At 52.0% G+C, this 26,220-nt stretch carries 22 protein-coding genes; 17 read left to right on the forward strand and 5 right to left on the reverse strand.

The window, feature by feature from the left end; genetic code table 11:
- Positions 1 to 333 (reverse strand): pilin assembly protein, encoded by a 333-nt coding sequence (locus MT343_RS05710; protein ID WP_145469177.1) that lies wholly within the window; start codon positions 331 to 333, stop codon positions 1 to 3.
- A gap of 168 nt (positions 334 to 501) precedes the next feature.
- On the opposite strand from MT343_RS05710, the gene ppc reads away from it, so the two are divergent.
- The 6 genes from ppc to MT343_RS05740 all read left to right on the forward strand — a co-directional run bounded on the left by ppc (position 502) and on the right by MT343_RS05740 (position 8,420).
- Positions 502 to 3,156 (forward strand): phosphoenolpyruvate carboxylase, encoded by a 2,655-nt coding sequence (gene ppc, locus MT343_RS05715; protein ID WP_145469178.1) that lies wholly within the window; start codon positions 502 to 504, stop codon positions 3,154 to 3,156.
- Between the two features lie 205 nt (positions 3,157 to 3,361).
- A complete protein-coding gene (gene adk / locus MT343_RS05720) occupies positions 3,362 to 4,018 on the forward strand; it encodes an adenylate kinase (protein WP_145469179.1) in 657 nt (218 codons plus the stop codon).
- A gap of 1,070 nt (positions 4,019 to 5,088) precedes the next feature.
- A complete protein-coding gene (locus MT343_RS05725; RefSeq protein WP_145469180.1) occupies positions 5,089 to 5,946 on the forward strand; it encodes a hypothetical protein in 858 nt (285 codons plus the stop codon).
- Positions 5,947 to 6,092: 146 nt separating this feature from the next.
- Complete coding sequence (gene tsaB / locus MT343_RS05730; protein WP_186435917.1) at positions 6,093 to 6,785, forward strand: tRNA (adenosine(37)-N6)-threonylcarbamoyltransferase complex dimerization subunit type 1 TsaB; 693 nt, start codon at positions 6,093 to 6,095, stop codon at positions 6,783 to 6,785.
- A gap of 20 nt (positions 6,786 to 6,805) precedes the next feature.
- Positions 6,806 to 7,603 (forward strand): undecaprenyl-diphosphate phosphatase, encoded by a 798-nt coding sequence (locus MT343_RS05735; protein WP_145469182.1) that lies wholly within the window; start codon positions 6,806 to 6,808, stop codon positions 7,601 to 7,603.
- Between the two features lie 13 nt (positions 7,604 to 7,616).
- A complete protein-coding gene (locus MT343_RS05740) occupies positions 7,617 to 8,420 on the forward strand; it encodes a class I SAM-dependent methyltransferase (protein ID WP_222428567.1) in 804 nt (267 codons plus the stop codon).
- Positions 8,421 to 8,489: 69 nt separating this feature from the next.
- Here MT343_RS05740 and plsB read toward each other — a convergent pair whose 3' ends face one another.
- Positions 8,490 to 10,943, reverse strand: a complete 2,454-nt coding sequence (gene plsB / locus MT343_RS05745; protein WP_145469183.1) for a glycerol-3-phosphate 1-O-acyltransferase PlsB — start codon at positions 10,941 to 10,943, stop codon at positions 8,490 to 8,492.
- Between the two features lie 317 nt (positions 10,944 to 11,260).
- Between plsB and MT343_RS05750 the strand changes: the two genes are divergently transcribed.
- Genes MT343_RS05750 through MT343_RS05760 form a run of 3 tightly spaced genes read left to right on the forward strand, consistent with a single transcriptional unit; the run spans position 11,261 to position 14,832 of the window.
- Positions 11,261 to 12,178 carry an ABC transporter ATP-binding protein gene (locus MT343_RS05750; protein ID WP_145469184.1) on the forward strand — a complete coding sequence of 306 codons (918 nt, stop codon included), beginning with the start codon at positions 11,261 to 11,263 and terminating at the stop codon, positions 12,176 to 12,178.
- 8 nt (positions 12,179 to 12,186) lie between these two features.
- Complete coding sequence (locus tag MT343_RS05755) at positions 12,187 to 12,921, forward strand: ABC transporter permease subunit (RefSeq protein WP_145469185.1); 735 nt, start codon at positions 12,187 to 12,189, stop codon at positions 12,919 to 12,921.
- 18 nt (positions 12,922 to 12,939) lie between these two features.
- Positions 12,940 to 14,832, forward strand: a complete 1,893-nt coding sequence (locus tag MT343_RS05760) for a Gldg family protein (protein ID WP_145469186.1) — start codon at positions 12,940 to 12,942, stop codon at positions 14,830 to 14,832.
- An 83-nt stretch (positions 14,833 to 14,915) separates the two neighbouring features.
- Here the strand turns inward: MT343_RS05760 and MT343_RS05765 are convergent, their stop codons facing one another.
- Positions 14,916 to 15,176, reverse strand: coding sequence for a SlyX family protein (locus MT343_RS05765; protein WP_145469187.1), 261 nt, complete (start codon positions 15,174 to 15,176; stop codon positions 14,916 to 14,918).
- 133 nt (positions 15,177 to 15,309) lie between these two features.
- Here MT343_RS05765 and MT343_RS19590 point away from each other — a divergent pair, with 133 nt between their 5' ends.
- Entirely contained in the window at positions 15,310 to 15,801 is a 492-nt protein-coding gene (locus tag MT343_RS19590; RefSeq protein WP_145469188.1) for a cold-shock protein, read from the forward strand.
- A gap of 66 nt (positions 15,802 to 15,867) precedes the next feature.
- Here the strand turns inward: MT343_RS19590 and MT343_RS19535 are convergent, their stop codons facing one another.
- Complete coding sequence (locus MT343_RS19535; protein WP_255449035.1) at positions 15,868 to 15,996, reverse strand: hypothetical protein; 129 nt, start codon at positions 15,994 to 15,996, stop codon at positions 15,868 to 15,870.
- 249 nt (positions 15,997 to 16,245) lie between these two features.
- Here MT343_RS19535 and MT343_RS05775 point away from each other — a divergent pair, with 249 nt between their 5' ends.
- Together MT343_RS05775 and MT343_RS05780 are read left to right on the forward strand one after the other, a co-directional pair.
- Entirely contained in the window at positions 16,246 to 18,213 is a 1,968-nt protein-coding gene (locus tag MT343_RS05775; RefSeq protein ID WP_186435918.1) for a TonB-dependent receptor plug domain-containing protein, read from the forward strand.
- 102 nt (positions 18,214 to 18,315) lie between these two features.
- Positions 18,316 to 19,041, forward strand: coding sequence for a 4'-phosphopantetheinyl transferase family protein (locus MT343_RS05780; RefSeq protein WP_145469190.1), 726 nt, complete (start codon positions 18,316 to 18,318; stop codon positions 19,039 to 19,041).
- Here the strand turns inward: MT343_RS05780 and MT343_RS05785 are convergent.
- A complete protein-coding gene (locus MT343_RS05785) occupies positions 19,024 to 20,220 on the reverse strand; it encodes a TolC family protein (RefSeq protein ID WP_186435919.1) in 1,197 nt (398 codons plus the stop codon). The two genes, MT343_RS05780 and MT343_RS05785, sit on opposite strands and share 18 nt — an antisense overlap.
- Before the next feature lie 281 nt (positions 20,221 to 20,501).
- On the opposite strand from MT343_RS05785, the gene MT343_RS05790 reads away from it, so the two are divergent.
- The 5 genes from MT343_RS05790 to MT343_RS05810 all read left to right on the forward strand — a co-directional run bounded on the left by MT343_RS05790 (position 20,502) and on the right by MT343_RS05810 (position 26,218).
- Positions 20,502 to 21,722, forward strand: coding sequence for an isochorismate synthase (locus MT343_RS05790; RefSeq protein ID WP_145469192.1), 1,221 nt, complete (start codon positions 20,502 to 20,504; stop codon positions 21,720 to 21,722).
- On the forward strand, positions 21,719 to 23,365 hold the full coding sequence (locus MT343_RS05795) for a (2,3-dihydroxybenzoyl)adenylate synthase (protein ID WP_145469193.1): 1,647 nt from the start codon (positions 21,719 to 21,721) through the stop codon (positions 23,363 to 23,365). Before MT343_RS05790 ends, MT343_RS05795 begins: the two co-directional genes overlap by 4 nt.
- Before the next feature lie 8 nt (positions 23,366 to 23,373).
- Positions 23,374 to 24,258 (forward strand): isochorismatase family protein, encoded by an 885-nt coding sequence (locus tag MT343_RS05800; RefSeq protein WP_145469194.1) that lies wholly within the window; start codon positions 23,374 to 23,376, stop codon positions 24,256 to 24,258.
- Between the two features lie 2 nt (positions 24,259 to 24,260).
- Positions 24,261 to 25,013 carry a 2,3-dihydro-2,3-dihydroxybenzoate dehydrogenase gene (gene dhbA, locus MT343_RS05805; RefSeq protein ID WP_145469195.1) on the forward strand — a complete coding sequence of 251 codons (753 nt, stop codon included), beginning with the start codon at positions 24,261 to 24,263 and terminating at the stop codon, positions 25,011 to 25,013.
- Positions 25,014 to 25,087: 74 nt separating this feature from the next.
- Positions 25,088 to 26,218: an efflux RND transporter periplasmic adaptor subunit gene (locus MT343_RS05810; protein ID WP_186435920.1), complete on the forward strand. Its 1,131-nt coding sequence runs from the start codon at positions 25,088 to 25,090 to the stop codon at positions 26,216 to 26,218.
- The last annotated feature ends 2 nt before the right edge of the window (positions 26,219 to 26,220 follow it).

Here is a 26,220-nt window from a genome sequence, read left to right on the forward strand (position 1 = left end):
TCAGTGTTTGCCTTTTTGCAGGCTGTTCAGATGCTTGCGGGTCAGCTGCAGGAATTGCGGTGTCGGCCCCACATCTTCAAATACCGGATACCCTTCTTCATCCTGCGCCACGACTTTATCCCCGGCAATATAAGGAAAACCGCTGGTCAGATCTGATAATGCTGCACTGACGAGATCGCGCAGAATGCGTTCTTTTGTGCTGCCGGGAAACATTTCTGCAAGTGCTTCAAGCCGGGCCGCATCTTTTACATTTAATGGCAATTCATAGCGGGCGGCAGTCAGCGGTTCACCGAATTCTTTTTCCCAGTGGCGTAATAATTCTGAGGTTTTCATCGGGCGTTCCTTTTTCTCTGGCTGTTTTATCAGAATAGAATGAAAAAAAGCCGCTGCCCTGTAACTGAACAAAGTGTTACCAAAATGCAGTGAAAGTCACCCTGCGTAACTCCTTGCTATCTGTCTGTTTTTCCGCACACTGAATAAAACGATCTGACAGGAGTAGGTATGAGTGCTACGGATGCTTTTGAATTGGATGCTTTGTTACGCGACAAAGTAAAACTGCTGGGCAACCTGCTGGGCAAAACGATCGAAAATCAGTACGGCAGCAGTATGCTCAAACGTATTGAGGATATCCGTAAGCAGGCCAAAAAAGCCCGCAATGGCGACGATGCCGAACGCGACCGTTTACTGGCATTACTGAAAACCATGCCGGATGATGCACTGGTGCCGGTGGTGCGTGGTTTTAATCAATTCCTTAATCTGGCCAATATTGCCGAACAGCAGCACGGTGCCAGCTGGCGGCGCAGTGATTTTCTGCACGATGATGTCGAGCAGATGTTCAGTAATTTACTGGACCGTTTACAGCAGAAAGGCATCGCCGGGCTGAATCTCAGTCAGAAAGTCGCCGATGTGAATATTGAGCTGGTTCTCACCGCCCATCCGACCGAAATTACCCGCCGTACCCTGATCCAGAAATACGATCTGATTGCCCGATTACTGCAGCAACGTGATGACCTGCGCGACGGCCATCCGCAATTGCTGGAAATTGAGCAGCAGCTGGCTTCGGTGGTGGAAGAAATCTGGCACAGCGATGAAATCCGTCAGGTAAGGCCAACCGCTGTGGACGAAGCCAAATGGGGTTTCGCGGTGATCGAAAACTCCCTCTGGTACGCAGTGCCGCAATTATTACGCAATCTGGATGATGAGCTGCGTCAGCGTGGCAGCAGCGCATTACCGCTGACGGCGGCGCCGGTGCGTTTTTCTTCGTGGATGGGCGGCGACCGTGACGGCAATCCGAATGTCACTTCTGCCGTTACCCGTGAGGTTTTATTTCTGGCACGCTGGATGGCGGCGGATTTATTCCTGCGAGATATTGAACAATTAGGCATGCAGTTATCGATGACGGCAGTCTCGGCGGAATTACGCCGCGCTTATCCGGATAATCTGCACGAACCTTACCGCGCCTGTATGCATCAGCTGCGCCATCGGTTGGAACAGACCAAACTCTGGGCGGCCGCCAAAGCCCGTGGGGCGGAAAGCGATTACGAACCTCTGCTGGAAGACGATGAATTACTGCAGCCATTAATGCTCTGTTACAACAGCCTGGTAGAGCAGGGGCTGGATACGGTGGCCAATGGTTCATTGCTCGACACCCTGCGCCGGGTCGCCTGCTTTGGTCTGGCGCTGGTGAAACTGGATGTACGTCAGGAATCGACCCGCCATGCCGATGTGCTGCAGGAAATCTGCGCCTTTTATAACTGGGGTGATTACAAATCCTGGGATGAAGAAAAGAAACAGCAGTTCCTGCTGAATGAACTCGCATCCCGCCGCCCGTTAATTCCAAGCCGATGGACGCCAACGGCCGAAACGCAGGAAGTGCTCGACACCATGAACGTGCTGGCGACCCGAGCCGGTGACGGTGTGTCCTGTTACATCATTTCCATGGCCAGTGAGCCGTCGGATATTCTGGCGGTAGCTTTGTTATTACAGGCCTGTGGTGTGCGCGATCATATGCCGGTGGTGCCATTATTTGAGACCCTCAGCGATCTTGAACAATCGGCGCCGCGCATGGAGAAACTCTGGTCGGTGGACTGGTACCGCCAGTACTGTAAAGGTCATCAACAGGTGATGATTGGTTATTCCGATTCCTCTAAGGATGCCGGTCAGCTGGCGGCTGTCTGGGCGCAATACCGGGCGCAGGAAGCGCTGTCAAAAACGGCACAGGATAAAGGCATTAAACTGCGTTTATTTCATGGTCGTGGCGGCAGTGTTGGCCGCGGCGGCGGTCCTGCTCACCGGGCGATTTTATCGCAGCCGCCGGGGTCGGTACTGGGTGGCTTGCGGGTAACCGAGCAGGGTGAAATGATCCGTTTTAAATTCGGTTTGCCGGAAGTGGCGGTGCGTAACCTTAAGGTTTATGTTTCTGCGGTATTGGAAGCCAATCTGTTACCGCCGGAAGCTGCACAGCCGCAATGGCGTGAGCGTATGGAGCAGTTAGCGGGTGCCGGGGTTAAATCTTACCGGGCTATGGTGCGTGATACGCCGGATTTTGTCCGTTATTTCCGCGCCGCAACGCCAGAGCAGGAATTGGGTAAATTATCATTAGGCAGCCGGCCAGCGCGCCGTAAAAGTGGTGGTGGTATTGAAACACTGCGCGCTATTCCGTGGATTTTTGCCTGGACACAAATGCGCTTAATGCTGCCTGCCTGGCTGGGTTCGGATGAAGCTCTGGCGCAGCCGGTTAATCATGGTGAGCTGCCACAGCTACAATCGATGTATGCGCAGTGGCCGTTCTTCCGTACCTATATCGATATGCTGGAAATGGTGATATCGAAAGCCGATCCGGCTATTGCTCAGTATTATGAAAGTCGTCTGGTTGAAGCCGAGTTACAGCCGCTTGGCAGCCAGCTGCGTATCCGTTTGCAGAAGATCCGTGAGCTGGTGCTGGCGATTAAAGATCAGCAGACTCTGCTGCAGGATAACCTGGCCTTACAGCACTCCATGAGTGTGCGTAATCCATATACAGATCCACTGCATTATTTGCAGGCCGAATTACTGTACCGCGAGCGGCAGGATCAGGATGTGGTCAGTAAAGAAGTGGAGCGTGCATTGAAAGTCACAATGGCTGGTATTGCTGCTGGGATGCGTAATACCGGTTAATCCCTTGTCGTGGGCGTGGCATCACTTCAGGTGCTGCGCGGTCTATACCAAAGTCGGGCATTATCTGCCCGGCTTTTTCATCACAATCACTTGAGCAAGAGCCCGGCTCGGAGTAAGGTTAGGCCTATTTTTTCCGTGACTGGTTGAAAAATAACCAATTTTTTGACTCGCCGGACAGTTTCTATTAACCACAAGGGGTATGCGCATGCGCGTAATTCTGTTGGGTGCGCCCGGTGCAGGTAAAGGCACACAGGCACAGTTCATTTGTGAAAAGTTTGCTATTCCACAAATCTCTACCGGCGATATGCTGCGTGCAGCAGTAAAAGCCGGTAGCGAACTGGGTCTTAAAGTAAAAGAAATCATGGAAACCGGCGGTCTGGTTTCTGATGAAATCATTATCGGTCTGGTAAAAGAACGTATTCAGCAGGATGACTGTGTAAACGGTTTCCTGTTTGATGGCTTCCCGCGCACTATTCCTCAGGCAGAAGCCATGCTGGAAGCGGGCGTTGATATCGACCACGTTGTCGAAATTGACGTAGCTGACGAAGAGATTGTTAAACGTCTCAGTGGCCGTCGTGTTCATCCGGGTTCTGGCCGCGTTTACCACGTTATTTACAACCCACCTAAAGTGGAAGGTAAAGACGATGAAAGCGGTGAAGATCTGGTGCAGCGTGATGATGACCAGGAAGAAACCGTACGCAAGCGTCTGGCTATTTACCATGATCAGACTGCACCACTGGTCAGCTTCTACAAAAAACTGGAAGCAGAAAAGGGTGCTAATGCACCTAAGTACAGCCACATCCAGGGTGTTGGCTCACTGCAGGAAATCACTTCTCAGGTTCTTGAGGCCTTACAGGGCTGAATAACCGGATAAGTTAAAAAGGGCTTCGGCCCTTTTTTTATGTCCGCGTTTTACATCCGGCGACAGTTGATCGTGATGTTGTTCCGGTAGGCCGTTTAAATCATAGCGGGTGGTTTTCACCTTTCCTTTATGCACCGGCTAATGTCATTGAGCTTTATTTGTCTCTATTGCGACCCGATCTGTACGTGCTGATGGTGTTGCAGAGATTAAAAAGTACCTTCTGAAGGCCGGGGTCGACTGCACTTAGTGCAGGAGATACCTAGGGCCTGTTAACACTAAGTTAATCGGGCCTCAGCCCGAAGGGTTATGACTAAAAATCCCTCATCCTGCGTTGCTGTTCGCTCGCTTAACCCGTTACCAATCTGTCTGGAACAGATTGGCGTGACAACCCCGAAGGGGTGAAGCACAGGGATGTGCTGAACATCCCACACTCTCAGCGCCTTGTCTGAGGCATTTTTATCCGATAACAGGCCTGTTTAATTAGTGTCAACAGGCCCTGGGGTCGTATCGGTTTTTTAATAGAATCAACAACTTAAAAACAGGTGTGTGCACCATTAAGGTTCATCTTTATTTGCTGAGTCAGAACATAAATGCGTGATTCCGTATTTGCTTTTGCCATTACCGGGTACCAACAGGCAAATATTGTCAGCTTTTAAACTACCGGGATTAAACTGATCCGTAAAACTACCAAGACGCTGCTTATTACATTATCGATCGATGAACTTCCTTTCAGCGGAATTTAAGACATGGCTGAATTATTCGGAAGTACCTTAAGAAGTATCTTAAGAAGTGCCTTAATAGTAATCCGGGAGATTAATAGGAAGGCTGTTAAATACGTCATTGCAAGTAACGCGAGGATGCAAAAATCATATCTATTTTCAGTAATGGCAGCGGAATATCACAGAACAATGACCAGAATAGGCAAAAACAGGTCATAAATAGCATTGTTGATTCATTATTTTTTGGTTTTCGATAATAAAAATACTATTATTGCTCCCGTTAGCTTATGCACTTATATATTTTGTGCTAGCGTTACCCTACCTGATCAGGAATATTAGAGGAATTCACCTATGGCCAGACCTAAAAAAGCTCCAGCCAAACGCGGTCGTAAGCCTGCAGCTGCTAAAGCAGTTGCGGCTAAAACTGCAGAGGCAGTACCAGCTGTTGTCGCTTCAGCAGTAAAAGCATCTGAAAAAGCCCATGCAGCGGTTACCGCTCAACAGGCTAAAGTCGATGCTGCTGCAACTAAAGCAACCGCTGCAAAAGAAAAGGCAACCGCTAAACCAACGCCTGCTGCCAAGCGCGCAGTTGCTGCAGCTAACGCTAAAGTAAAAGCAGAAAATACCAAGCTGCAGGCTCTGAAAGCTGAAGCCCGTACTGCTACTGTTGCGGTTAAAGCTGCACAAATTGAAGCGAAAGCAGAAGAAGTGGCAGCAAAAGCCATTGCGGCTGTTGAAGCGTTTGAAGCGTCACTGGTTGCTAAAGCAGAAGCCGATCTGGCGAAAGCCGTTGCTGCATTTGAAGCCAAATGGCGTAAAGCCCGTGGCAAACAGGATGCTGCAAAAGTTAAAGCTCATGCCACTAAAGAACATGGCAAAGCCTCTGTTGCTGCTAAAAAGCTGAAAGCCAAAGCAACTGCAACCGCAAAAACAGCAACCGCTGCTGCGCCTAAAAAGCGTGGCCGTCCGGCTGCAGCAAAAGCAACAACCGCTGCTGCGCCTAAAAAGCGTGGTCGTCCGGCTAAAGCTGCGCCAGCAACTGCTGCTGCTCCTAAAAAACGCGGTCGTCCGGCTAAAGCAGCCGCTGTACCGGCTGCTGCAGGTGCCGCTCCTAAGCGCCGTGGTCGTCCGGCTAAGGCCAAACCAGCAGCTGCGGCTGCCGGTACTGCGCCTAAGCGTCGCGGTCGTCCGCCAAAAGTAGCAAGCTGATTGCTGCATTGAAAAACCCGGCAATGCCGGGTTTTTTTTCGCCTGTCATTTTTGTTCTGCAGGGACTGTCTGTCAGCGTTGGGCAGCAGGATGGAAGAATCATGCCCTGTGTTATACTGCCGCGCCTGTTCGCTGCGGAAAGTATTATGTCCTGTTTATTGATCGTTGATGCCTCATCCTCTCTGTGTTCTGTTGCCCTTAGCCGTGGTTCGGAATCCTGGTCGTTGTGTGAAGATCAACCGCGTCGTCATGCACAGCGCTTATTGCCGATGGTGGATGAGTTGTTAACCCGGGCAGGGGTGAAAAAAGCAGAGTTGGAGGGCATAGCTTACGGGCGTGGACCAGGCTCTTTTACCGGTATCCGGATTGCGGCTTCGGTATTACAGGGAATTGCTTTTGCACTGGAGCTTCCTGTTTGCGGTATTTCCTCATTGCAGAGTGTGGCATTAAAAACTTTACGCAGTTCTCAGGCTGACCATGTAATGGCGGTAATGGATGCCCATATGGGAGAGGTATTCTGGGGGCATTTCCAGCGTGAAGGTGAACTTTGCCGGTTGATCGGAGCCGAACACGTCGGCAGTCCGGAGCAGTGTCTGCAGGCGCTGAAGGCGTTTGACGGTATCGTTGCAGGAGATGGCCTTACTCTGCCGGCATTTGCTTCCTGCGCTCAGGACTGGGCTGATGTGCAACCTCAGGCCGATATTATGTTAGCGCTGGCTGAGGACGCATGGCAACGCGGTGAATTTGGCAGTGTCGAACAACATCCGCCGGTTTATTTGCGTGATTCTGTTGCCTGGAAAAAACTCGATGAGCAACCGAGCCTGTTGCGCCGGGATTAATACTTTTAAGGAATCAACTTATGGATCTTATTGAGATCATTGTACTGGCGGTACTGCAGGGATTAACTGAGTTTTTACCTATTTCCAGTTCGGCACATCTTATTCTGCCTTCACAGGTTCTTGGTTGGCAGGATCAGGGACTGGCATTTGATGTAGCCGTGCATGTGGGCACACTGGCAGCAGTCATGTTTTATTTCCGCCAGGATATTCACAGGCTGATCAGTGCATGGTTTAAAAGTGGCTGGACGGCAAAGCCCAGTGCTGATGCAAAACTCGCCTGGTATGTCGGGCTGGCAACAATTCCTGCCGGTTTGGCCGGGGTATTATTAGGCGACTGGATTGAAGCTAACCTGCGTTCGGTTGAAGTGATTGCCTGGGCCACGATCGGGTTTGGTATTTTATTGGGCATTGCCGACCAGAAACGCGGGAAGGGCATCAGCCTGGCAAAAATGACGCTGGCGATGGCGTTGATTATTGGTGTCGCCCAGGCGCTGGCATTAATTCCCGGTACGTCACGTTCCGGTATTACCATGACGGCGGCGTTATTACTTGGCTTACACCGGGTTGATGCGGCGCGTTTTTCTTTTCTGTTATCGATACCGTTAATTCTGGCAGCCGGTGGTTTAAAAGCGCATGAGTTGAGCCAGTCGCTGTTGCCGGTTGACTGGACCTCACTGGCTCTTGGTGCGGTATTGTCGGCGGTCAGTGCCTGGGTCTGTATTTATTACTTCCTGGCTTTTATTAATCGGATTGGCATGCTGCCGTTTGTTCTGTACCGCCTGGCATTGGGTGGCGTGTTGCTGCTGTTTTTTGTCTGAGAACGGATAGGTTGTGACTGAACTAATCAATCTGGTGCGTGAATCGGACAGTGAAGTCCGGGAACTGTGTGAACGCTACGGTCTGACACTGGCACCTAAATCCCTGTTGCAGCAGGATGGTTTTCATCTGTGCTTTGACTATGACGGTCTGAGCCTGCGTCAGGGCAATAATCTGCGCACCGCGGTACGTGCTGATTTTTCTGCCGGAGCTGCGGCGCACCGGCGTAAATTTGGCGGTGGTCTGGGGCAGGATATTGCCAAAGCGGTGGGAGTGAGTGGTTCGTACAAACCCTCGGTGCTGGATGCCACCGCAGGTCTTGGTCGTGACAGCTTTGTGCTGGCGACTCTGGGTTGCAGCGTACGTGCTCACGAACGTCAGCCGGTGGTCGCGGCCTTATTGGCCGATGGTCTGGCGCGGGGCGCTAACGATGCAGAAGTTGCCGATATTATTGCCCGTATTGAATTGCACTTTGGCAGCAGTCACGATCTGCTGGTGCCTGAATCCGATCCGCAGCGGCAGCCGGATGTGGTGTATCTCGATCCGATGTTTGATCACGACCCGAAAGCAACGGCGCAGGTTAAAAAAGATATGCAGGCGTTCCGTGATGTCGTAGGGCAGGACACCGATGCTGATGATCTGCTTGAACGGGCTCTTGCCTGTGCCCGTTGCCGGGTAGTGGTGAAGCGGGCACGTAAAGCCGAGCCTCTGGCGGGTAAAAAACCAACCTTTGCCTTAACCGGTAAATCCAACCGCTTTGATGTTTATGTTAAAGCCAAAGTTGCTCCCTGGAATCCAGAAGATACTGACGCTGAATAAGCGCTTTGCTACAGATTACAGATATAAAAAAACCGGCAGATGCCGGTTTTTTTTATGCTCTGAGCAGGTTTAAACGCTGCGCAGAATGCTCTGACGCAGAGCGCCGTCCAGCACTTCTTCCAGGGCGCTGGTCAGCGCATCCAATTCATTGCTGAAGGTCAGTTTGTCGTCGCTGTTTTTAGCCAGCAGTTTTTCACTGACCAGTTGCTGAATCAGGGTGCGGAACAGCGATTTATCAAAGAACTCCGGCGCGTTAATGCCGTACAGCAGGCTGATACGCTGTGCCAGCAGGGTGCATTGTTCTTCCAGTTCTTTGGCGCTGAGTTCGCCTGAACCTTTACGGCTGAGCACGCTCAGGGTGAGGAAGTAACGTTCCAGCGTCTGCATCACGTTAGCCGCCAGTCCTTCGAGCAGAGCATATTCATTACTGCTGGCCGGCGTGGCGTGGTAGCCCTTATCGTTCAGATGCAGATAACCACAATCCACCAATGCATCCAGCCAGCGCTGTACTTCGCTGCTCAGCTCGCTGCTGTTCCAGTGCAGGAATAATTCAGCCTGCAGGTAAGGATAGAAGCTGGCAACCATGGCCTGAACCTGTTCGCTGCTGTAGCGCTGGTTGTTCACGAACAAACAGGCCAGCAGTGATGGCAGAGCGATTAAATGCAATACGTTGTTGCGGTAATAGGTCAGGGTAACGGCCTGACGGTCGCTGGTCTGAATCAGATCGCCGAGCGGGTGCTTGGAGCGCGATACGGCATCCAGTTTTTCGGCATAGGCCAGCCACTCAGCACCATTACCATCCGGCAGGGCCGTCAGTTTGCTGTATGGGGTTTGTGCCAGCAGATTGCGGTAGGATTCCATCTGCACAATCAGCTGCTGCTCATCCATCGCCTGACGCGGTGCCGACAGAATGCTCAGGGCAATCAGGTTGATCGGGTTAACGGAGGCCGCGCTGTTGATACCGGTGACCACTTCTTTTGCCAGCTGATCAACTACCTTAGGTGCCCATTCCGGACGGTAATCACAGGTGCTGTAGTCTTCCGCACGCCAGTCCGGGCGCTGCTGATTAAGGAATTCGGTGAAGTAAATCGGCTCGCCGAAAGTAACGTTTACTTTTCCGAAGGAACGTTTAAAAGAACGCAGTGTACCCACAACACCCAGCAGGCTTTCTTTTTTCTTCTGCTGGCCGCGTAACTCGCCCAGATAACTGTTGGCTTCGAATACTTTCTCGTAACCGGTGTATACAGGCACAAACATAATCGGCTTGCGCGAATCGCGCAGATAGCTGCGCAGGGTCATGGCCAGCATACCGGCTTTCGGACTCAGGGTGCGGCCGGTACGTGAACGTCCGCCTTCAACGAAATATTCGGTGGCGTAACCACCGGAAAATACCGAGTGCAGGTATTCATCAAAAACCGCGGCATAGAGTTTATTGTCACGGAACGTCCGGCGCATAAAGAAGGCACCGCCACGGCGCAGGATTGGGCCAACAACCGGCATATTAAGGTTAATGCCGGCGGCAATCTGCGGCAGTTGCAGACCGTGGTGATACAGAACGTAAGACAGCAGCAGGTAATCAATATGGCTGCGGTGGCAGGGCACATAAATAATTTCGTTGTCTTTGCTGATGTTTTTCAGCTTTTCGATATTGTGCAGCGAAATACCATCGTAAATTTTATTCCATACCCAGGTCAGCAACACATCCAGGAAGCGCACGTTGGTGTAGGAAATATTGGAGGCAATTTCGTCGGCATACTTCAGCGCCTTTTGCTGCGCTTTGGCTTTACTGATGCCCTGGGTTGCTACTTCTTCTTCAATGGCTTTGAGTACCAGTGGCTTGTGCGGAATCTGATGCACCAGAGTGCGGCGGTGGGATAAATCCGGTCCCAGTACCGAGGCGGAAACCTGACGGTTATGCACACGCAATACGCGGGCTACTTTACGCGCCAGCATTTCCGGCGATTTGCCCGGCTCGTACAGTTCACGCAGCGACATTGGCCGGCTGAAATGCACAAAGGTATTACGACCGTTGAGTAAAATGGCCATCAGAGTAAATAAACGGCCACCCAGAGTACCGCTGTTCTGCAGCCAGATACGCAGGAAAGAGCCTTCTTTTTCCGGTGCCCGTCCCCAGAAAACCCGCACAGGCACAACCTGAATATCGCGCTCATCCTGCTCTGCCAGCCATTCGGCCTGACGGATCAGCTGCTTGGCGACAATCGGTGTGCCCTGTTTGCGGAAGGGGGTTCCGGCGCGGCGGTAAATATTAAAAAACGGCTTACCCGGCAGGCGGCGCTCAATGCGGTCCTGATGGGGACTGCCCCAGCCCAGTTTATTGACTTCGGCATCTATCACCAGCTGCTCAGCATGGGATGGATAGAGCATGGCATAGATGATTGGCTTGTCAGGGTCCAGGTTGAAATCTTTAATATCCGGCCCGATGATCTGGGTTTTGATTACGCCATACAGCCATTTTTGTTGCCAGCGGAACAGGGTGCTGCGGATGTTTTTAATAATATTCATAGTCAGTCTCTGGTGTGTCTGCGGGTCGTGACGCCCCCGCGTTGTAAATGCCTGCGGAGTTTACCCTGCAAGTCTGTAGGTTTAAACGGTCTGATCGCGCGGGCTGTGACGTAATAGGCAGTCATGGCGCCTTTATCGGTGGTTGTACAGGTTATTGTCCGGAAATGGCCCGGTTGTCGCTGTTTATGGCGCAGACCTGCTGTTTCAGGAAACAAAATGCCATCTTTATGGTCTGGATTTTACCTTTTAGGTTGTTCTGTGCGGCAGGTGGTTGCGGCCTGCCAGTGTTACTGATCATGGCAAAATAGGGAGTTGATATGATTGAAGTGCAACATCTGACCAAGCGTTTCGGCGGTTTTACCGCTGTAGACGATCTCTCTTTTGAAGTCAGGCCCGGCGAAGTGCTGGGTTTTCTCGGGCCAAATGGTGCCGGTAAATCAACCACCATGAAAATGCTGACAGGTTTTCTGCCGGCAACTTCCGGTACGGTTTGTATTGGTGGTTATGACGTGGCACAGCATCCGGTGGCGGTGAAACGTCAGATCGGCTATCTGCCGGAAGGTGCCCCCAGTTATGGTGATATGAGCGTGCTGGCATTTCTGCGTTTTATTGGTGAGGTGCGCGGTTATCGTGGTACCGAGCTGCGTCAGCGCCTGGCCCGTGTGGTTGAACAGGTTGGCCTGCAGGACGTACTTAAACAGGCAGTGCAAACCTTGTCTAAAGGCTATAAGCGCCGCGTTGGTCTGGCGCAAACGCTGTTGCATGATCCGGCCATTATGATTCTGGACGAGCCAACCGACGGTCTCGACCCTAACCAGAAGCAGCAGGTCCGCCAGCTGATCACTAACCTGGCGGAAGATAAAATGGTGATTATTTCCACCCATATTCTTGAAGAAGTCTCAGCGGTTTGCTCGCGGGCGATGATTATTGCTGCGGGTAAAAAAGTCGCCGATGGCACCCCGGCCGAGCTGGAAGCCCGCTCGCGTTATCACCAGGCGATTTCGGTGCGTTTTCAGCAGCCGGTAAATGCTGCCGCCGCCTTTTCTGCATTGCCTGAAATCAACGAGGTTGATGAGCTGGAACAGGGGCAGAGTTATCTGTTGTTTCCGCAGCCGGGTGCGCGTCCGTATCACGCGGTGAATGCCCTGATTGAACAGCAGGGCTGGGATCTCGACACGCTGCATATTGAGCGTGGACGTCTGGATGATGTTTTCCGTCAGTTGACCGGAGTCTGAACAGCACTATGAATACATTAATGACGATTTGTAAGCGCGAATTTTCTGCTTATTTTGCAACCCCGGTTGCCTATGTTTTTATTTTTATCTTCCTGGTGATGTCCGGCGTCTTTACCTTTTATCTGGGTAACTTTTATCAGCGTGGGCAAGCCGATCTGCTGCCATTTTTCAACTTTCACCCCTGGCTGTATCTGTTTTTTATGCCGGCGGTGGCGATGGGGCTGTGGTCGCAGGAGCGCCAGCTGGGCACCATTGAACTGCTGATGACGCTGCCTGTTACCCTTTGGCAGGCGGTACTGGGAAAATTCCTCGCCGCATGGCTTTTTGCCGGTCTGGCGTTGTTGTTAACCCTGCCGCTGTGGCTGACTGTTAATTATCTGGGCACGCCGGATAACGGCGTGATTCTGGCCAGCTATCTGGGCAGCTGGTTAATGGCCGGTGCCTTTATTGCGGTAGGCTCCTGTATGTCGGCACTCAGCCGTAATCAGATCGTTGCCTTTATTCTGACCGTGGTGGTTTGCTTTGTGCTGATGCTGAGTGGTTTTCCGCTGGTGCTGGATTTTTTCCGCGGCTGGGGCTCTGAAGGTTTGCTGGATCTGATTGCCAGCCTGAGTTTCCTTACGCACTTTGAAGCCCTGGCGCGTGGTGTGGTCGATATCCGCGACCTGCTGTATTTCGTGTTGGTTATTGCTGTGTGGCTGCTGGCGACAACACAGGTTTTAACCGTTAAAAAATCCGTATAAACAGGGCAGGAGACCGATATGAAATTCAAACTGTTTTCACTTCTGGCGCTGTTGCTGGGCTTTATTGGCGGAGCGTTTTTGCTGAACCAGCTGGGCAGTGGTGCGCGTCTCGATTTAACCGAACAGAAACTCTACACCCTGTCAGAGGGAACGCGGAATATTCTGGCACAGCTGAACCAGCCGGTTGAGCTGGAGTTGTATTTCTCGCAGAAAGCCAGCGCTGATCTGGTGAAAGTGCGCGCTTATCAGCAGCGTGTGCGGGAATTACTGGATGAATATGTGATGCTGGCTGGCGGTAAGCTCAGTCTGAAAGTTATCGACCCGGCACCCTTCTCAGAAGAAGAAGATCAGGCCACCGCTTATGGCCTGCAGGCCGTGCCGGTATCGGTCAGTGGCGATAACCTGTATTTCGGTCTGGTTGCGAAAGCCCAGCTGCCGCAAGCCGCAGAAAATCAGGGCTCAGATGAGAAAGCCGCAGACGCAGGCAAAGAGCAGGTGGCGCAGCTGCCTTTTCTGCAGCCTGACCGCGAGGCCTTTCTTGAGTATGAAATTACCCAGCTGATTTATCAGGTGCAGCAGAGCAAGCCGGTGGTGATCGGCTTACTCAGCGGACTGGATGTACGCGGCGGCTTTAATCCACAAACCGGCCGCCCGGCGCCAGCCTGGATGGCGATAGATCAGCTGGATGGCCCTTATGAGTTACGCTCACTGACGGCCGGACTGGATCAAATCGATGACGACATTGACCTGCTGCTGCTGGTGCAGCCGCCGGAGCTGACCGACAGCGCGCTGTATGCCATTGACCAGTTTGCGTTAAAAGGCGGACGCGTATTGGCGTTTCTTGATCCGGTTGCTGAAACCGCACCGAATGGCGGCCTGATGGGAATGGGCGACAGCGGCTCGGCCAGCAGTCTTAATAAACTCCTGCAAAACTGGGGTGTGGGCTGGAACCCGGATCAGGTGGTGCTGGATGCTGCCAATGCGCTGGTGGTGAATCAGGGGCCGGGGCGTCCGCCGCTGCGCCACTTTGGTTTGCTGGCGCTGCATCCGGAAAGCCTGAACGCCGATGATGTGGTCACCGCTCAGCTTGAAGCCATTAACCTCAGCAGCGTTGGGCATTTTACCGCACTTGAAAATGCGCTCAGCAGCATCGAACCCTGGCTGTACAGCAGCACGGAAGCCATGCTGACGGACGCCAACCGCCTGCGCATGGGGGGCGATTTAATGGCGCTGCAGCGTGACTTTGTGCCGGCCAATGAAGAATTTAATCTGGCTGTGCGCGTGCAGGGCAAAGCGGATTCTGCTTTCCCGGATGGTGTTGATGGCGTAAAAACCGACACTCATCTGGCCTCAACGGAGCGCCTGGCGGTCACGTTGGTGGCCGATACCGACGTGCTGTCTGACCGTTTATGGGTGCAGGTGCAGAACTTCTTTGGTCAGCGCATCGCCTCTCCCTGGGCAGATAACGGCGCCCTGCTGGTGAATCTGGCCGATCATCTGGGCGGCAGTGCTGACCTGATCAGCCTGCGTGCCCGTGGACAATACAACCGTCCATTTGAACGGGTAAATACTTTGCGCCGCGATGCCGAGCAACAGTTTCTGGCCAGCGAGCAGCGTCTGCAGCAGGAACTGGAAGAAACCGAGCAGCAGCTCAGTGCTCTGCAGGACCAGCGTGACGGTGATAATGGCGTGCTGACGCTGTCGGCAGAGCAGCAGGCCGCGCTGGAGCAGTTTCAGCAGAAGAAAATCGAAATCCGCAAAGAACTGCGTAATGTGCAGCATGAGCTGGATAAAGATATCGAAGCGCTGGGCATGCGCCTGAAAGTGCTGAATATCTTTGTGCTGCCGTTGTTGTTTACCCTGTTATTGTGGGGGCTGGTGGCCTGGCAGCGGCGCCGGCAGAGCCTTTGATCATTTGATTAATAGTGCCAATAAAGAAGCCGGGCTTAGCCCGGCTTTTTTATATCTGCCTGTTACTGCTCCGCTATGGGCTATCAGTAATGCGGCGGCGGTGGTTCATCGGCCATTGCTTCGCCGGCAGAAGGGTTCTGCTGCAGTTGCTCCAGCTTACGGTGCATCAATTGCATGGCCTGTTTGGCCAGCAGGAATTCCTGGCTAAGGGTCGATACCTGGTCATTCAGGCTATCGATGGTGTCTTCCAGGAAGGCAATACGCATTTCCAGTTCGTCGATACGTTGTTGCGCCAGCGGTTGTTTATCAGGCGCTGCAGCGGAAGCCGGTGGCTGTTGGCTCATAGGTGTGTTTATACCCTTTAGCTATCGTGTTGATTTTTTTAATGAATTGGGCTTTCATAGCCCACTTGTCAAAGGCCCGCGGGCCAACGATTTTGTTACAGCTGTGATATTAACGAGTGATACGAGAGAACGCATGGGTAAATTGATATTACGTAAAATTATTGTAGCGCTGGTGTTTGCTGCAATTGTTCCTTTCATTGTTGCCGGCATCTTTACTTCGCTGGTGACAGGTCTGCAATTGACCGACGGTACGGCGCTGACCGCCGATAACCTGATGAATGTCGCCGGTATGACCGAGCTGCTGCTGGTTGTTGCCGTTCTGACACTGGTTACCAGCCTGCTGTCAGCGCAGTTGGTTCCTTCCCGTCGCCGTCGTTTCCGCTCCAGTGGTACCGTTGTGGAAAGCGATGTTGAAGATGGTCGCGAGCGTGGTGTGGTTAAGTGGTTCAACGTGAAAAAAGGTTTTGGCTTTATTACCTGGGATCAGGGCGAAGATGTGTTTGTGCATTTCCGTTCTATCCGCGGTCAGGGGCACCGCTCTCTGACTGAAGGTCAGCGCGTGAAATTCACCGTGGTGCGTGGTCAGAAGGGCCCGCAGGCGGAAGATGTTTCAGCGGTTCGCTGAAGCCTGAAACCGATACAAAAAAAGCGGCTGTTGCCGCTTTTTTTGTATCTTCAGTTTTTAGTTCTGCTATGCCTTGTGGCTTTGTGCCTGACTGATGGGCTGGGTATCGGTCTGATGCAGGCCGGGTTCATCGCAGCCCTGGGGCTCGGCGAACCATTGCAGAATCAGAGTGAAATATTGCCAGAGCAGTGTCATAGCGAGTCCTCCCGCGTTGTCTTATCTGAGTGTAGACAGGGCTCGGGAGGTTGCCAGCAGGCCGGTTTTTCAGGAACTGGCGCCTTGCCGACTACCGGCCGCCATAATCTTCCACAGACAGCTTATTTGGAGTACTCAATACTCATTGTTAAATACGAATGATTATCAAATATTGTAATGGCTGTGATAGTCGCATACTATCTGTCGAGTTCTAAATGATAATCAATGTTATTTATTGGGGAGGAGTTCATGAACTTCAGATATTCAGTACTGGCATTTGCTCTGGCAAATGCATCAATGGTTGTCGCCGCAGAAGAGCAGACCAGAGAGTTAGAGAATATGGTGACGACAGCAACGCTGTCGGCCCGGGATTCGGCAACAGTGCCGGCTTTTACTACGGTAATCACCGCGGAAGATATTGAACGGTCGGCGGTAACCAGCCTGGCAGATCTGCTGCGCGATACCGTAGGCGTGCATAATTCCAACGACAGCCTGGGACGTGATGAATTACGTATCCGTGGTCTGGGAGGCGATTACACTCTGATCCTGGTGAATGGCAAACGTGTTTCCTCTGGCTCTGCTTTCGCCAAAGGCAGCGATGTGGATTACAACTCAATTCCGCTGAACAGTATTGATCGCGTTGAAATCATCCGTGGCCCTATGTCTTCTGTTTATGGTGCCGATGCGATTGGTGGTGTGCTGAACATTATTACCAAAGCACCGACTCAGGAATGGAGCGGCAACGTATCTGCTGAATACCGTACGATTGAATCGGGTGAAGATGGTCAGCAGCAGCGCTTGGGAGCTTCTGTCCGTGGTGAGCTGGCACCGGGTTCGCGTCTGTTTGTGGCCATTGAGCAAAAGCAACACGATGCCTGGTATGAAGATCGTGCCGATAAAAAAGCGAATGAGCCTCCGCGATTGGAGGAGAAAACCTCGACCAATCTGTTTGTCACACTGAGCCAGGATCTGAATGCAGAACAGACACTGGATGTGGACTTGGCGCTGAATAAAGATGATCGTCCACTGGGTGTTTATGCTTCCGGTCCGCGTACCCGTGAACAGGAGTTGGAGCGTATGGAGCTGGCTCTGACTCACACCGGTCGCTGGGGTTGGGGTACAACAACAGCGTTCGTCAAACATGAAGACTCTGAGGTAAAAGACTTTAACTCATCTTATGCTGCTCCACAGACTCACAATACCGGTGAACAAAATCTGTATGCCAAAGCCTACGCCAATGTAACGGCCGGCAGTCATGCCATTGTTGCCGGTATGGATTACCGCCATCAGGAAATTGAAGACAAAACGACCTACCTTAAAACCGGTAAGCTGTCGATTGATGAGCTGGCAGCTTTTGTTCAGGATGAAATTACAGTCGCTGATAATCTGTTCGTTACTCTGGGCGGACGTTTGGATAATCACGAAATTTTTGGCTCGAATTTCTCGCCGAAAGCTTATGTGGTGTATCAGGTTAACAATGCGCTTACCGTTAAAGGTGGAGTGAGTAAAGCCTTTAAGGCGCCGGATGGCAGCTATCTGAGTGAAGAATACCGCGTGATCAGCTGTGGTGGTGCTTGTTCGCTGGCCGGTAATCCGGATCTGAAAGCCGAAACCAGTATTAACTATGAAGCGGGTATCGAACTGCGTCAGGATACCTGGGAAATGGCACTGAGCTGGTTCAATAATGATATTGATGATCTGATTGAGCGCCAGATTACTTATGATACCAACAATGATCCGGTTGCCGCTGAATGGATCAACGTTGCCAAAGCAAACACCAATGGTTTTGAACTGACAGCCTCTGCCGATGTGCTCAGTAATCTGACTCTGTCGGGCAATATGACGTACCTGGACACCGAATATGAAGACGCAGCAGGTGAGAAGTTTGTGCTTACCGGCCGCCCTGAATATGAAGCCAATACAACAGTCGACTGGCAGGCCAGCGATGCAGTTTCTGCCTTGTTGAGTGTGAATTATCTGGCGGGTATGCAGTATTCCAGCTGGGCAAATAATGGTGGTACCTGGGTGCAGGAGTTTCCGGTTGCAAAATCTTACTACCGCACCGATCTGGGTGTTGTGGGTAAGGTTTCTGATACCTTTACGCTGCGTGGTGGTGTGAAAAACCTCACCGATGTGCAGCTGAGTGAAATTGATCCAAGTTATACCCTGTTCGAACTGGGCCGTAACTACTACGTCAGTGGAACTTATAACTTCTGATAGTCAGTAGCAGCAGGATTACTGAATCCGGGTAAGGAAAAAGCACACATAAATTCTTGTGTGCTTTTTATTGCCCATCAGGATGTTCGCCAGGGAGAGATCATGGCTTTTACACAGGGAGACGTATTTCTTTGCCGGCAGGAGTTGTCGCTTTCGGATTTTAACGCGGATGATTTTGAGCGGAAAAATATTAAATTGCCGCAGAAAATAGCAACGGCTTCACCTGTGCGTCAGGCGTCTTATCTGGCCGGACGCCAGGCAGCCCGACAGGCTTTGCAGATGGCGGGTGAGTCCGGGGAATTTAATATTGGCAGTGATGCTGGTGGTTGTCCGCAGTTTCCGCCAGCGGTGGTGGGGTCGATCAGTCATGTGCGTACGGGCGAGCGTATCGAGGCGGTTTGTCTGCTGGCCAGAACAACGTCGGCCAGATCTCTGGGTGTTGATCTGGAAAATATAATGAGCAGGGATATCGCTGCGGCGGTGTTCAATCAGGTATGTGATGCATCTGAAAAACTGCTGTTAAAAAGCAATCTGCATTTTACTGAAAACGTGGCATTAAGCCTGATATTTTCTGTTAAAGAAGCGTTATATAAAGCCCTGTGGCCGGAAGTGAGGCAGATTTTTGATTTTACCGATGTTGCGGTAGTTGCTGTTCATCCGCTTTGTCAGACTCATTATTATCTGTATTTACCTGATCAAATACAGTGCGGCTATTGTGATATAACGCTGAAAAGAACACTGGCTCCGGGAGTAACACAGGGACGCTGTTATCGTGCTGACTGGATTCTGACAGATAAACAGGTTCTTACTTCAGTTCTCGTCAGCTGAAAACCAGCGGTTCATCAAAGCTACATCTGTTTCATCAAGAGCGCCGGCATAATATTTCAGTTCCATCAGGTGAGTCATATAGTCGCTACGCGCATTGGCGAACTCTTTTTCTGCCGCCGATAATGTACGCTGAGCATTGAGGACATCCACCATGTTGCGGGTTCCAATGCGATGGGCACTGCGTGTTGCGTTCATGGCAGACGTAGCAGAAATAATTGCTTGTCGGCGTCCGTTAATATTCATCACATCATAGCGTATCTGTCGTAACAGGCGGCGTAGCTCAAAGCGTACTGCCCGCCGGCTTTCTTCCTGCTGATGTCCGGCAGCGATAGCTTGCCAATGAGTTTTCTGCTGCTCACCATAGTGGCTGCCTCCGGCCAGTAATGGCAGGGTGATTTTGGCCGAGAGCATCGTTGTCGTTCCTTCGTCATGTTTATTACCGTAACCCTGCGTATGCTGAACGGTGGCGGTAAAATCGGCCTTGGGGAAATGTGCGGCTGCAGCTGATTTATTCAGCAGCCGCATTTTAATTTCTTCCTGTTGAGCCTGTTGAATCTGTGGATGATTAATTCCATCCGACATCAACCACTGGTTCAGCTGTTGCTCATCAGGCAGCTGTAATTCAAGGCCGGGTGTAAATGGTGTAACAGCAGTTACCGGCTGACTGCTGATACGGCTTAGTATTTCCAGTTGCAGGCTGAGCTCTGCCTTGGCTGAATGAGCCGCTGCATACGCATTGTCGAGTGCGGCCTGTGCTTCCAGCACTTCTGTTTTTACAACAAGCCCCGCAGTATGGCGCTGGCTGGCATGGTGCAATGCTTCAGTAAATGCCAGGGTATCAATGTTGGCGGCTTCCTGTGCGGCGATTGCCCGCAGGGTGTCTGCGTAAGTCCGGATAAGTGTCAGCAGCCATTGTTGCTGAGTGTCACTGAAGGCTGTTTTTGCTGCTGCGCTTTCTGCATAAGCTGCGCGGTAGTCATACCAGGCAACCGGATCGAACAGACTTTGTTGCAGAATTATTTCCCCTGACCGGCTGCCGCCATTACCTGTCTCATCATCTGTACTGGTCACTTCCAGCCGTGCATTTATCTGCGGCAATAATTTACCAAGAGCAATATCTGTGGTGAGTTGGTCAGCGGCCAGTTGCGCCCTTGAGCTGTTTAAAGTTGGGTCTGTCATCTGGCCCGCTTTAAATAGTGATAATAAATCATGGGTTTCGGCCTGGGCATGATTTGTAAGAAGAATTACTGAGAGAAAACCTGAAGAAAGCGGAAAAGGAGAAAAAATAAATCCCGGTTTCTGGCGGCGGAATGGATTAAAAAAGAATTTCATAAAATCCGTTTAAATAGCAGAAGAAAAAAATAGCCAATTCTTGCTTGACGTTTGTTGACACTCATCCTGATGGTGATGTACCGTAAAATGATAAGCATTATCATTAGCGTTTGAGGCTGAGGTGTCAAGTGAATAACCCTGTATCCGGTATTGAGGAAAATTCCTCTCATCCTGTTTTGGCTTCTGGCATCAGCGCTCATCCTGATGTGGAAAACGCCTGCTTTTTTTATGCTTCATCTCAGGGGTGCATTCAGGCGCGGGGTATCGCAGAGGCTGTTTGTCAGCCTGTAGGTGTTGATGCTGTTCAGCGGCTGCAGTTTTTACGTTCAGTTGATTCAGCATTAAATCGTGCGCGCGCTTATGGTCAGAAACGACCCTTGGTAATGGGCTGTATTCCATTTGATCGTACGCAGCCAGCCACTCTTTATGTACCCCGCGAGAGCGAATTCCTGACGGAGGCGCCGGTTTTACCGGTGCCTGATTTGGCAATAAGGTCGCGTGTTATTTCCTGTGACAGCGTGCCGGGTGAGCAGCGTTTCCGGCAATCTGTAGAGCAGGCTGTGGCGAATTTCCGTCTTAGTGATATTCGCAAAACGGTTCTGTCTCGGGTTCTGAATGTGGACCTTGACCGGCCACTGGATGCCGGTTCTGTTTTTCAGCGATTACGTGCACAAAATCCATCCGGATATCATTTTCGTTTTCCACTGGCTGATGGTTCTGAGCTGATTGGTGCCAGCCCGGAATTATTACTGCGCAAGCAGGGGCGAAAAATTATGTCGAATCCTTTGGCGGGTTCAGCACGCCGGCGTGCTGATGCAACAGAAGATCGCCAGGTCAGTGAACAGTTATTACGTTCAGCGAAAGATGCATACGAACATAAGCTGGTAATTGATGATATTCGTCAGGTTTTATCTCCCTGGTGCGAGGAACTTGATATTCCCGATGCTCCGTCGTTAATCAGCACTCCGGCTATGTGGCATTTATCAACCTGCATTCACGGTCAGGTTAATGATGCGACTATGAATCCATTGAAAATCGCTACTGAGTTACACCCTACGCCTGCTGTTTGCGGCTCTCCTACCGCTCAGGCATATAAACTTATTCAGCTTATAGAACCTTATGAACGAGGGCCATTTGCAGGAATGGTCGGCTGGTGTGACGGTGAAGGCAATGGTGAGTGGGTGGTAACTATCCGTTGTGGGCGTATCACTGCAAACCGGATCCAGATCTTTGCTGGTGCGGGTATCGTCGCAGACTCGTCGCCGGAAAGTGAATGGGCAGAAACCCGTGCAAAAATGCAGACCATGCTCAATGCGCTGGATGCCGATTTTTCGGGAGTAACACTATGAGGCCTTCTCTGCCGTTTAGCCGTTGGCCGCAGGTTCTGGAGGATGAGTATCGCGGGCAGGGATTCTGGCTGGACTTACCGCTCAGCAATATTCTGCAGCGCCATCGTGATAATCAAGGCACTGCTGTTATCTGTGGTGAACGACATTTTTCTTATGCAGAGCTGAATCGTTTAAGTAATAACCTGGCAGCGCAATTTGTCTGTCGTGGTTTAGGTGTTGGTGATACTGCACTGGTGCAGCTGCCGAATATCGCTGAATTTTACATTGTTTTTTTTGCCTTACTGAAAGCCGGTATTGCCCCGGTTAATGCACTTTTCAGTCATCAGAAACTGGAGTTGCGTGCTTATGCCAGTCAGTTGAATCCGGCATTACTGGTGATCAGTGATGAGCACCCGCTGTTTACCGATGAGGTCTTTACTGCTGAATTAAAGACACTGGCTCCGGCACTGGATTTGGTCTGTTCTGCAGGGGAATGCAATTTTGCACTGCATCTCAGCAGTCTGTGTTCCATGACCGTTGACGTGGATGTTGACGCAGATATTGACTGTAATAGTGCAGCAGAAGAGGTTGCATTTTTTCAGCTCTCAGGCGGCAGTACAGGTACGCCCAAATTAATTCCCCGGACACATAACGATTACTACTATAGCGTACGCCGCAGTGCAGAAATCTGTCAGCTTGATGGTGCCACACGTTATTTGTGTGCGTTACCTGCGGCGCATAATTATCCGCTCAGTTCGCCGGGAGCATTAGGTGTCTTCTTTGCCGGTGGCTGTGTCGTTATGGCGCGTGATCCTGAACCTCTGCGCTGTTTTTCCTTAATTGAAAAACACGGTGTGACTATGACTGCGCTGGTGCCGTCGGCGGTCATCCTGTGGTTGCAGGCGGCACCCGGTTATCAACAGCAGTTAAGCAGCCTTAAATTACTGCAGGTAGGCGGAGCCAGTTTTGCTGAAGCTTTGGCACGACGTGTACCCGTTGAACTTGGCTGTCAGTTACAGCAAGTGTTTGGTATGGCCGAGGGTTTGGTGAATTACACCCGCCTGAATGACAGTGATGAGCGTATTTTCACCACTCAGGGATGTCCGATGAGCAGCGCTGATGAAGTGTGGGTCGTTGATCCTGAAAGTCACACACCTGTGGCCTGTGGTCAGACCGGAATGTTAATGACCCGTGGCCCTTACACGTTTCGCGGTTATTTTAACGCCGCAGAGTATAACGTCAGCGCCTTTAATCCGGATGGATTTTATATCTCCGGAGATCTGGTGACACAGGACGAAAACGGCTACCTGAGAGTAGTCGGCAGGGTAAAAGATCAGATTAACCGTGGCGGTGAAAAAATCGCCGCTGAAGAAATTGAAAATATTCTGTTGCGTCACCCTGATGTATTGCAGGCAGCGTTGATTTCTGTGCCGGATGCTTTGCTCGGTGAAAAAAGCCTGGCCTGTATCGTTGCGCACAAAACCGCAGGGCAGAGTGAATTAAAGCCTGTCGCGCTGCGCAAATACCTGCGTGCTCAGGGGGTCGCTGAATTTAAGTTGCCTGACCGCTTTCAGTTTATGGCCTCGCTGCCACTCACCGCCGTCGGTAAAACCGACAAAAAAGAATTACGTCAGCAGATTTTTACTACTGCACCTGCTATCTGAGGTTTTTTATGAGCATTCCCGATATCACCTCCTATTTATTGCCCGCAGCCGATGAGCTGCCAAAAAATAAGGTTAACTGGACGGTCGACAGCCAGCGTGCGGTATTGCTGGTGCATGATATGCAGGATTATTTTCTGCGTTTTTACGGCAAAGACAGCCCGCTTATGCGTGCTCTTACCAACAATATTGCACGTATCTATCAGTGGGCAAAGCAGCAGGGTATTCCTGTGGTGTATACAGCACAGCCGGTGGAGCAGAGCGATGCCGAACGTGCGCTGTTAAATGATATGTGGGGGCCGGGTCTGACTAAGGCCGATCCTGCGCAATGCAAAATTGCTCAGGCCATTGCCCCGGCTACAGATGACACTGTACTGGTTAAATGGCGTTACAGCGCTTTTCAGCGTTCTGAGTTGCAGGAAAAAATGCTCGGCTGGCAGCGTGATCAGTTAATCATTGTTGGTGTTTATGCACATATTGGCTGCCTGACCACGGCGCTGGATGCCTTTATGCGTGATATTCAGCCTTTTATGGTGGCGGATGCGGTCGCTGATTTTTCCCACGCCGAACATGTCATGGCACTGAAATATGTGGCAGGCCGCTGCGGTTCTGTGATCACGACTCAGAATTTATTTGCTGAAAATAACAAGGCCGGAATACTGACCCGTGAAGGTCTGCAGGCGCGTCTGTTGCAATTGCTGGAAATCAGCGCCGATGAATTCGACGGCGACGAACTGCTGGTCGATTACGGTCTGGATTCGGTGCAGGTAATGCAGCTGATTGGTGAATGGGATAAAGCCGGTATCCGCGTGCAGTTTGAAGAGCTGGCGCGCCAGGCCACCTTTAATGCCTGGTGGGATTTACTCAGTCGCCGGCAAGCGGCAAAGGCGGCATAAATATGGCCGCATTTGATTTTTCCGGACGCCATGCCTGGGTTACCGGTGCCGGTCAGGGGATTGGCTGGCAGGTCGCGCAGCAATTAACGGCGCTGGGTGCTGACGTCACAGGTTTTGATCTGGCTTTCAGTCAGCCGCCGGCAGCCTATGCGTTTCGCCGGCAAACACTTGATCTGAGTCGTGACGGCGATGTGCAGGCCTGTGTGGCGGATCATCTGCACCATGCAGTGCCCGATATTCTGATTAATGCGGCCGGTATTTTACGTCTGGGCGGTCTCGACAATCTGACGATGGCCGATTGGGATGCCTGTTTTGCCGTTAATGTGCGTGCCGTCTTTTCTATGATCCGTGCACTCAGTCCGGCGATGAAAGAGCAGCGCCGTGGCAGCATTGTAACGGTGTCGTCCAATGCGGCCCATGTACCACGGCTGAATATGGCAGCGTACTGTGCCTCTAAAGCAGCCGTGCGCAGTTTTGCCCAGTGTGCGGCTCTGGAGCTGGCGCCTTTTGCTGTGCGCTGCAATCTGGTTTCGCCGGGTTCCACCGATACCCCAATGCTGCGTGCCATGCTCCCCGATGGCTATCAGCGCACCATCGGCGGTCTGCCCGAGCAGTACAAACTCGGTATTCCGCTGGGCAAGGTCGCGACCCCGGCCGACATCACCAACGCCGTTATTTTTTTAGCCTCTGATCTGGCAGGCCATATCACCATGCATGATCTGGTGGTGGACGGCGGTGCCACGCTGGCGGCATGACGCTGCCATCTTTTGTGAAGGAATTTATAACCACCATGAGTTATTCAATATCCATTCGGCGGAGGCTGTGTCTGTTGTCTCTGCTGTGGTCGCTGCTGTTATTGACCGCCTGTTCGTCCGCTCCGGAGCCGGCTCCCGAAGAAGAAACTCCGGCAAAGGTTTCGGTGCTCACTCTGCAGTCCGGCCCGGAAATCCTGACCAGTGAATTACCTGGCCGGGTATCGGCTTTTCGTTCGGCGGAAGTGCGTCCACAGGTGAGTGGCATAGTGGTGCGGCGCCTGTTTGAGGAGGGCGCTGATGTTACGGCAGGGCAGCTGTTATATCAGATTGATGATGCCAGTTACCGTGCGGTGGTTGCCCGTGCTGAAGCCGGGCTGGCCGTCGCGGAGGCCAGCCTGGTGAACTTAAACATCAGTGTGGAGCGCTATCGTCAACTGGTGGACAGCGAAGGGGTCAGCCAGCATGAATATGAGCTGGCACTGGCGTCCTATCAGCAGGGCGTGGCCGAAGTAAAAGCGGCGCGTGCCGAAGTGGATGCCGCGCGTATTGATCTGGAACGCACCGGTATCCGCTCCCCCATCGATGGTCGTATCGGCCGCTCACTGATCAGCGAAGGCGCGTTAGTGGTGGTCGGACAGAATGAACCGCTGGCAACGGTGCGCCAGTCTGATCCTGTCTATGTGGACATCGTTCAATCCAGTCGCGATCAGGTAAATATCCGCCGCCGCCTGGCTTCCGGCGAGCTGCTGTCAGGCAGCCAGCAGGTCAGATTGACGCTGGAGGATGGCAGTGCTTACCCACTGGCCGGAGAGCTCAAGCTGACGGAAATGAATGTCGATGCTGATACCGGCGTGGTCACCATGCGCGCCCAGTTTGCCAATCCACAGGGCCTGCTGTTGCCTGGGATGTATGTCCGCACCCGGGTTGAGCAGGGCGTGGCACCTGCGCTGTACAGAATCCCGCAGCAGGCCGTACGTTACAACGAGCGCGGTGATGCCACAGCCTGGATTCTGGACGGTGATGGCCGGGCGCAGCTCAGTGTTCTGAATGTTCAGGGCCAGTCCGGCCGTGACTGGCTGGTGTCGGCCGGAGTGCCGGATGGCGGGCGGCTGGTGATGGAAGGCAGCCTGCGCCTTTGGCCGGGGCGGATTACCGAAGCCCGCAACTGGGCAGATACCCTGCAGATACAGGCGGAGGCTCAGTAAAT

Origin of the sequence: Venatorbacter sp. C2-1 (assembly GCF_022832715.1) — a bacterium.
Lineage (GTDB): Bacteria > Pseudomonadota > Gammaproteobacteria > Pseudomonadales > Oceanobacteraceae > Venatoribacter > Venatoribacter alkanivorans.

Excerpts from the sequence above, each read along its gene's own strand:
- plsB (WP_145469183.1), bottom strand. The coding sequence starts at position 10,943 with ATGAATATTATTAAAAACATCCGCAGCACCCTGTTCCGCTGGCAACAA.
- MT343_RS05725 (WP_145469180.1), top strand. The coding sequence starts at position 5,089 with ATGGCCAGACCTAAAAAAGCTCCAGCCAAACGCGGTCGTAAGCCTGCA.
- MT343_RS05735 (WP_145469182.1), top strand. The coding sequence starts at position 6,806 with ATGGATCTTATTGAGATCATTGTACTGGCGGTACTGCAGGGATTAACT.
- dhbA (WP_145469195.1), top strand. The coding sequence starts at position 24,261 with ATGGCCGCATTTGATTTTTCCGGACGCCATGCCTGGGTTACCGGTGCC.
- MT343_RS05800 (WP_145469194.1), top strand. The coding sequence starts at position 23,374 with ATGAGCATTCCCGATATCACCTCCTATTTATTGCCCGCAGCCGATGAG.
- MT343_RS05785 (WP_186435919.1), bottom strand. The coding sequence starts at position 20,220 with ATGACAGACCCAACTTTAAACAGCTCAAGGGCGCAACTGGCCGCTGAC.
- MT343_RS05775 (WP_186435918.1), top strand. The coding sequence starts at position 16,246 with ATGAACTTCAGATATTCAGTACTGGCATTTGCTCTGGCAAATGCATCA.
- MT343_RS19590 (WP_145469188.1), top strand. The coding sequence starts at position 15,310 with ATGGGTAAATTGATATTACGTAAAATTATTGTAGCGCTGGTGTTTGCT.
- MT343_RS05755 (WP_145469185.1), top strand. The coding sequence starts at position 12,187 with ATGAATACATTAATGACGATTTGTAAGCGCGAATTTTCTGCTTATTTT.
- MT343_RS05765 (WP_145469187.1), bottom strand. The coding sequence starts at position 15,176 with ATGAGCCAACAGCCACCGGCTTCCGCTGCAGCGCCTGATAAACAACCG.
- adk (WP_145469179.1), top strand. The coding sequence starts at position 3,362 with ATGCGCGTAATTCTGTTGGGTGCGCCCGGTGCAGGTAAAGGCACACAG.
- MT343_RS05795 (WP_145469193.1), top strand. The coding sequence starts at position 21,719 with ATGAGGCCTTCTCTGCCGTTTAGCCGTTGGCCGCAGGTTCTGGAGGAT.
- MT343_RS05710 (WP_145469177.1), bottom strand. The coding sequence starts at position 333 with ATGAAAACCTCAGAATTATTACGCCACTGGGAAAAAGAATTCGGTGAA.
- ppc (WP_145469178.1), top strand. The coding sequence starts at position 502 with ATGAGTGCTACGGATGCTTTTGAATTGGATGCTTTGTTACGCGACAAA.
- tsaB (WP_186435917.1), top strand. The coding sequence starts at position 6,093 with ATGTCCTGTTTATTGATCGTTGATGCCTCATCCTCTCTGTGTTCTGTT.
- MT343_RS05760 (WP_145469186.1), top strand. The coding sequence starts at position 12,940 with ATGAAATTCAAACTGTTTTCACTTCTGGCGCTGTTGCTGGGCTTTATT.
- MT343_RS19535 (WP_255449035.1), bottom strand. The coding sequence starts at position 15,996 with ATGACACTGCTCTGGCAATATTTCACTCTGATTCTGCAATGGTTCGCC.
- MT343_RS05780 (WP_145469190.1), top strand. The coding sequence starts at position 18,316 with ATGGCTTTTACACAGGGAGACGTATTTCTTTGCCGGCAGGAGTTGTCG.
- MT343_RS05750 (WP_145469184.1), top strand. The coding sequence starts at position 11,261 with ATGATTGAAGTGCAACATCTGACCAAGCGTTTCGGCGGTTTTACCGCT.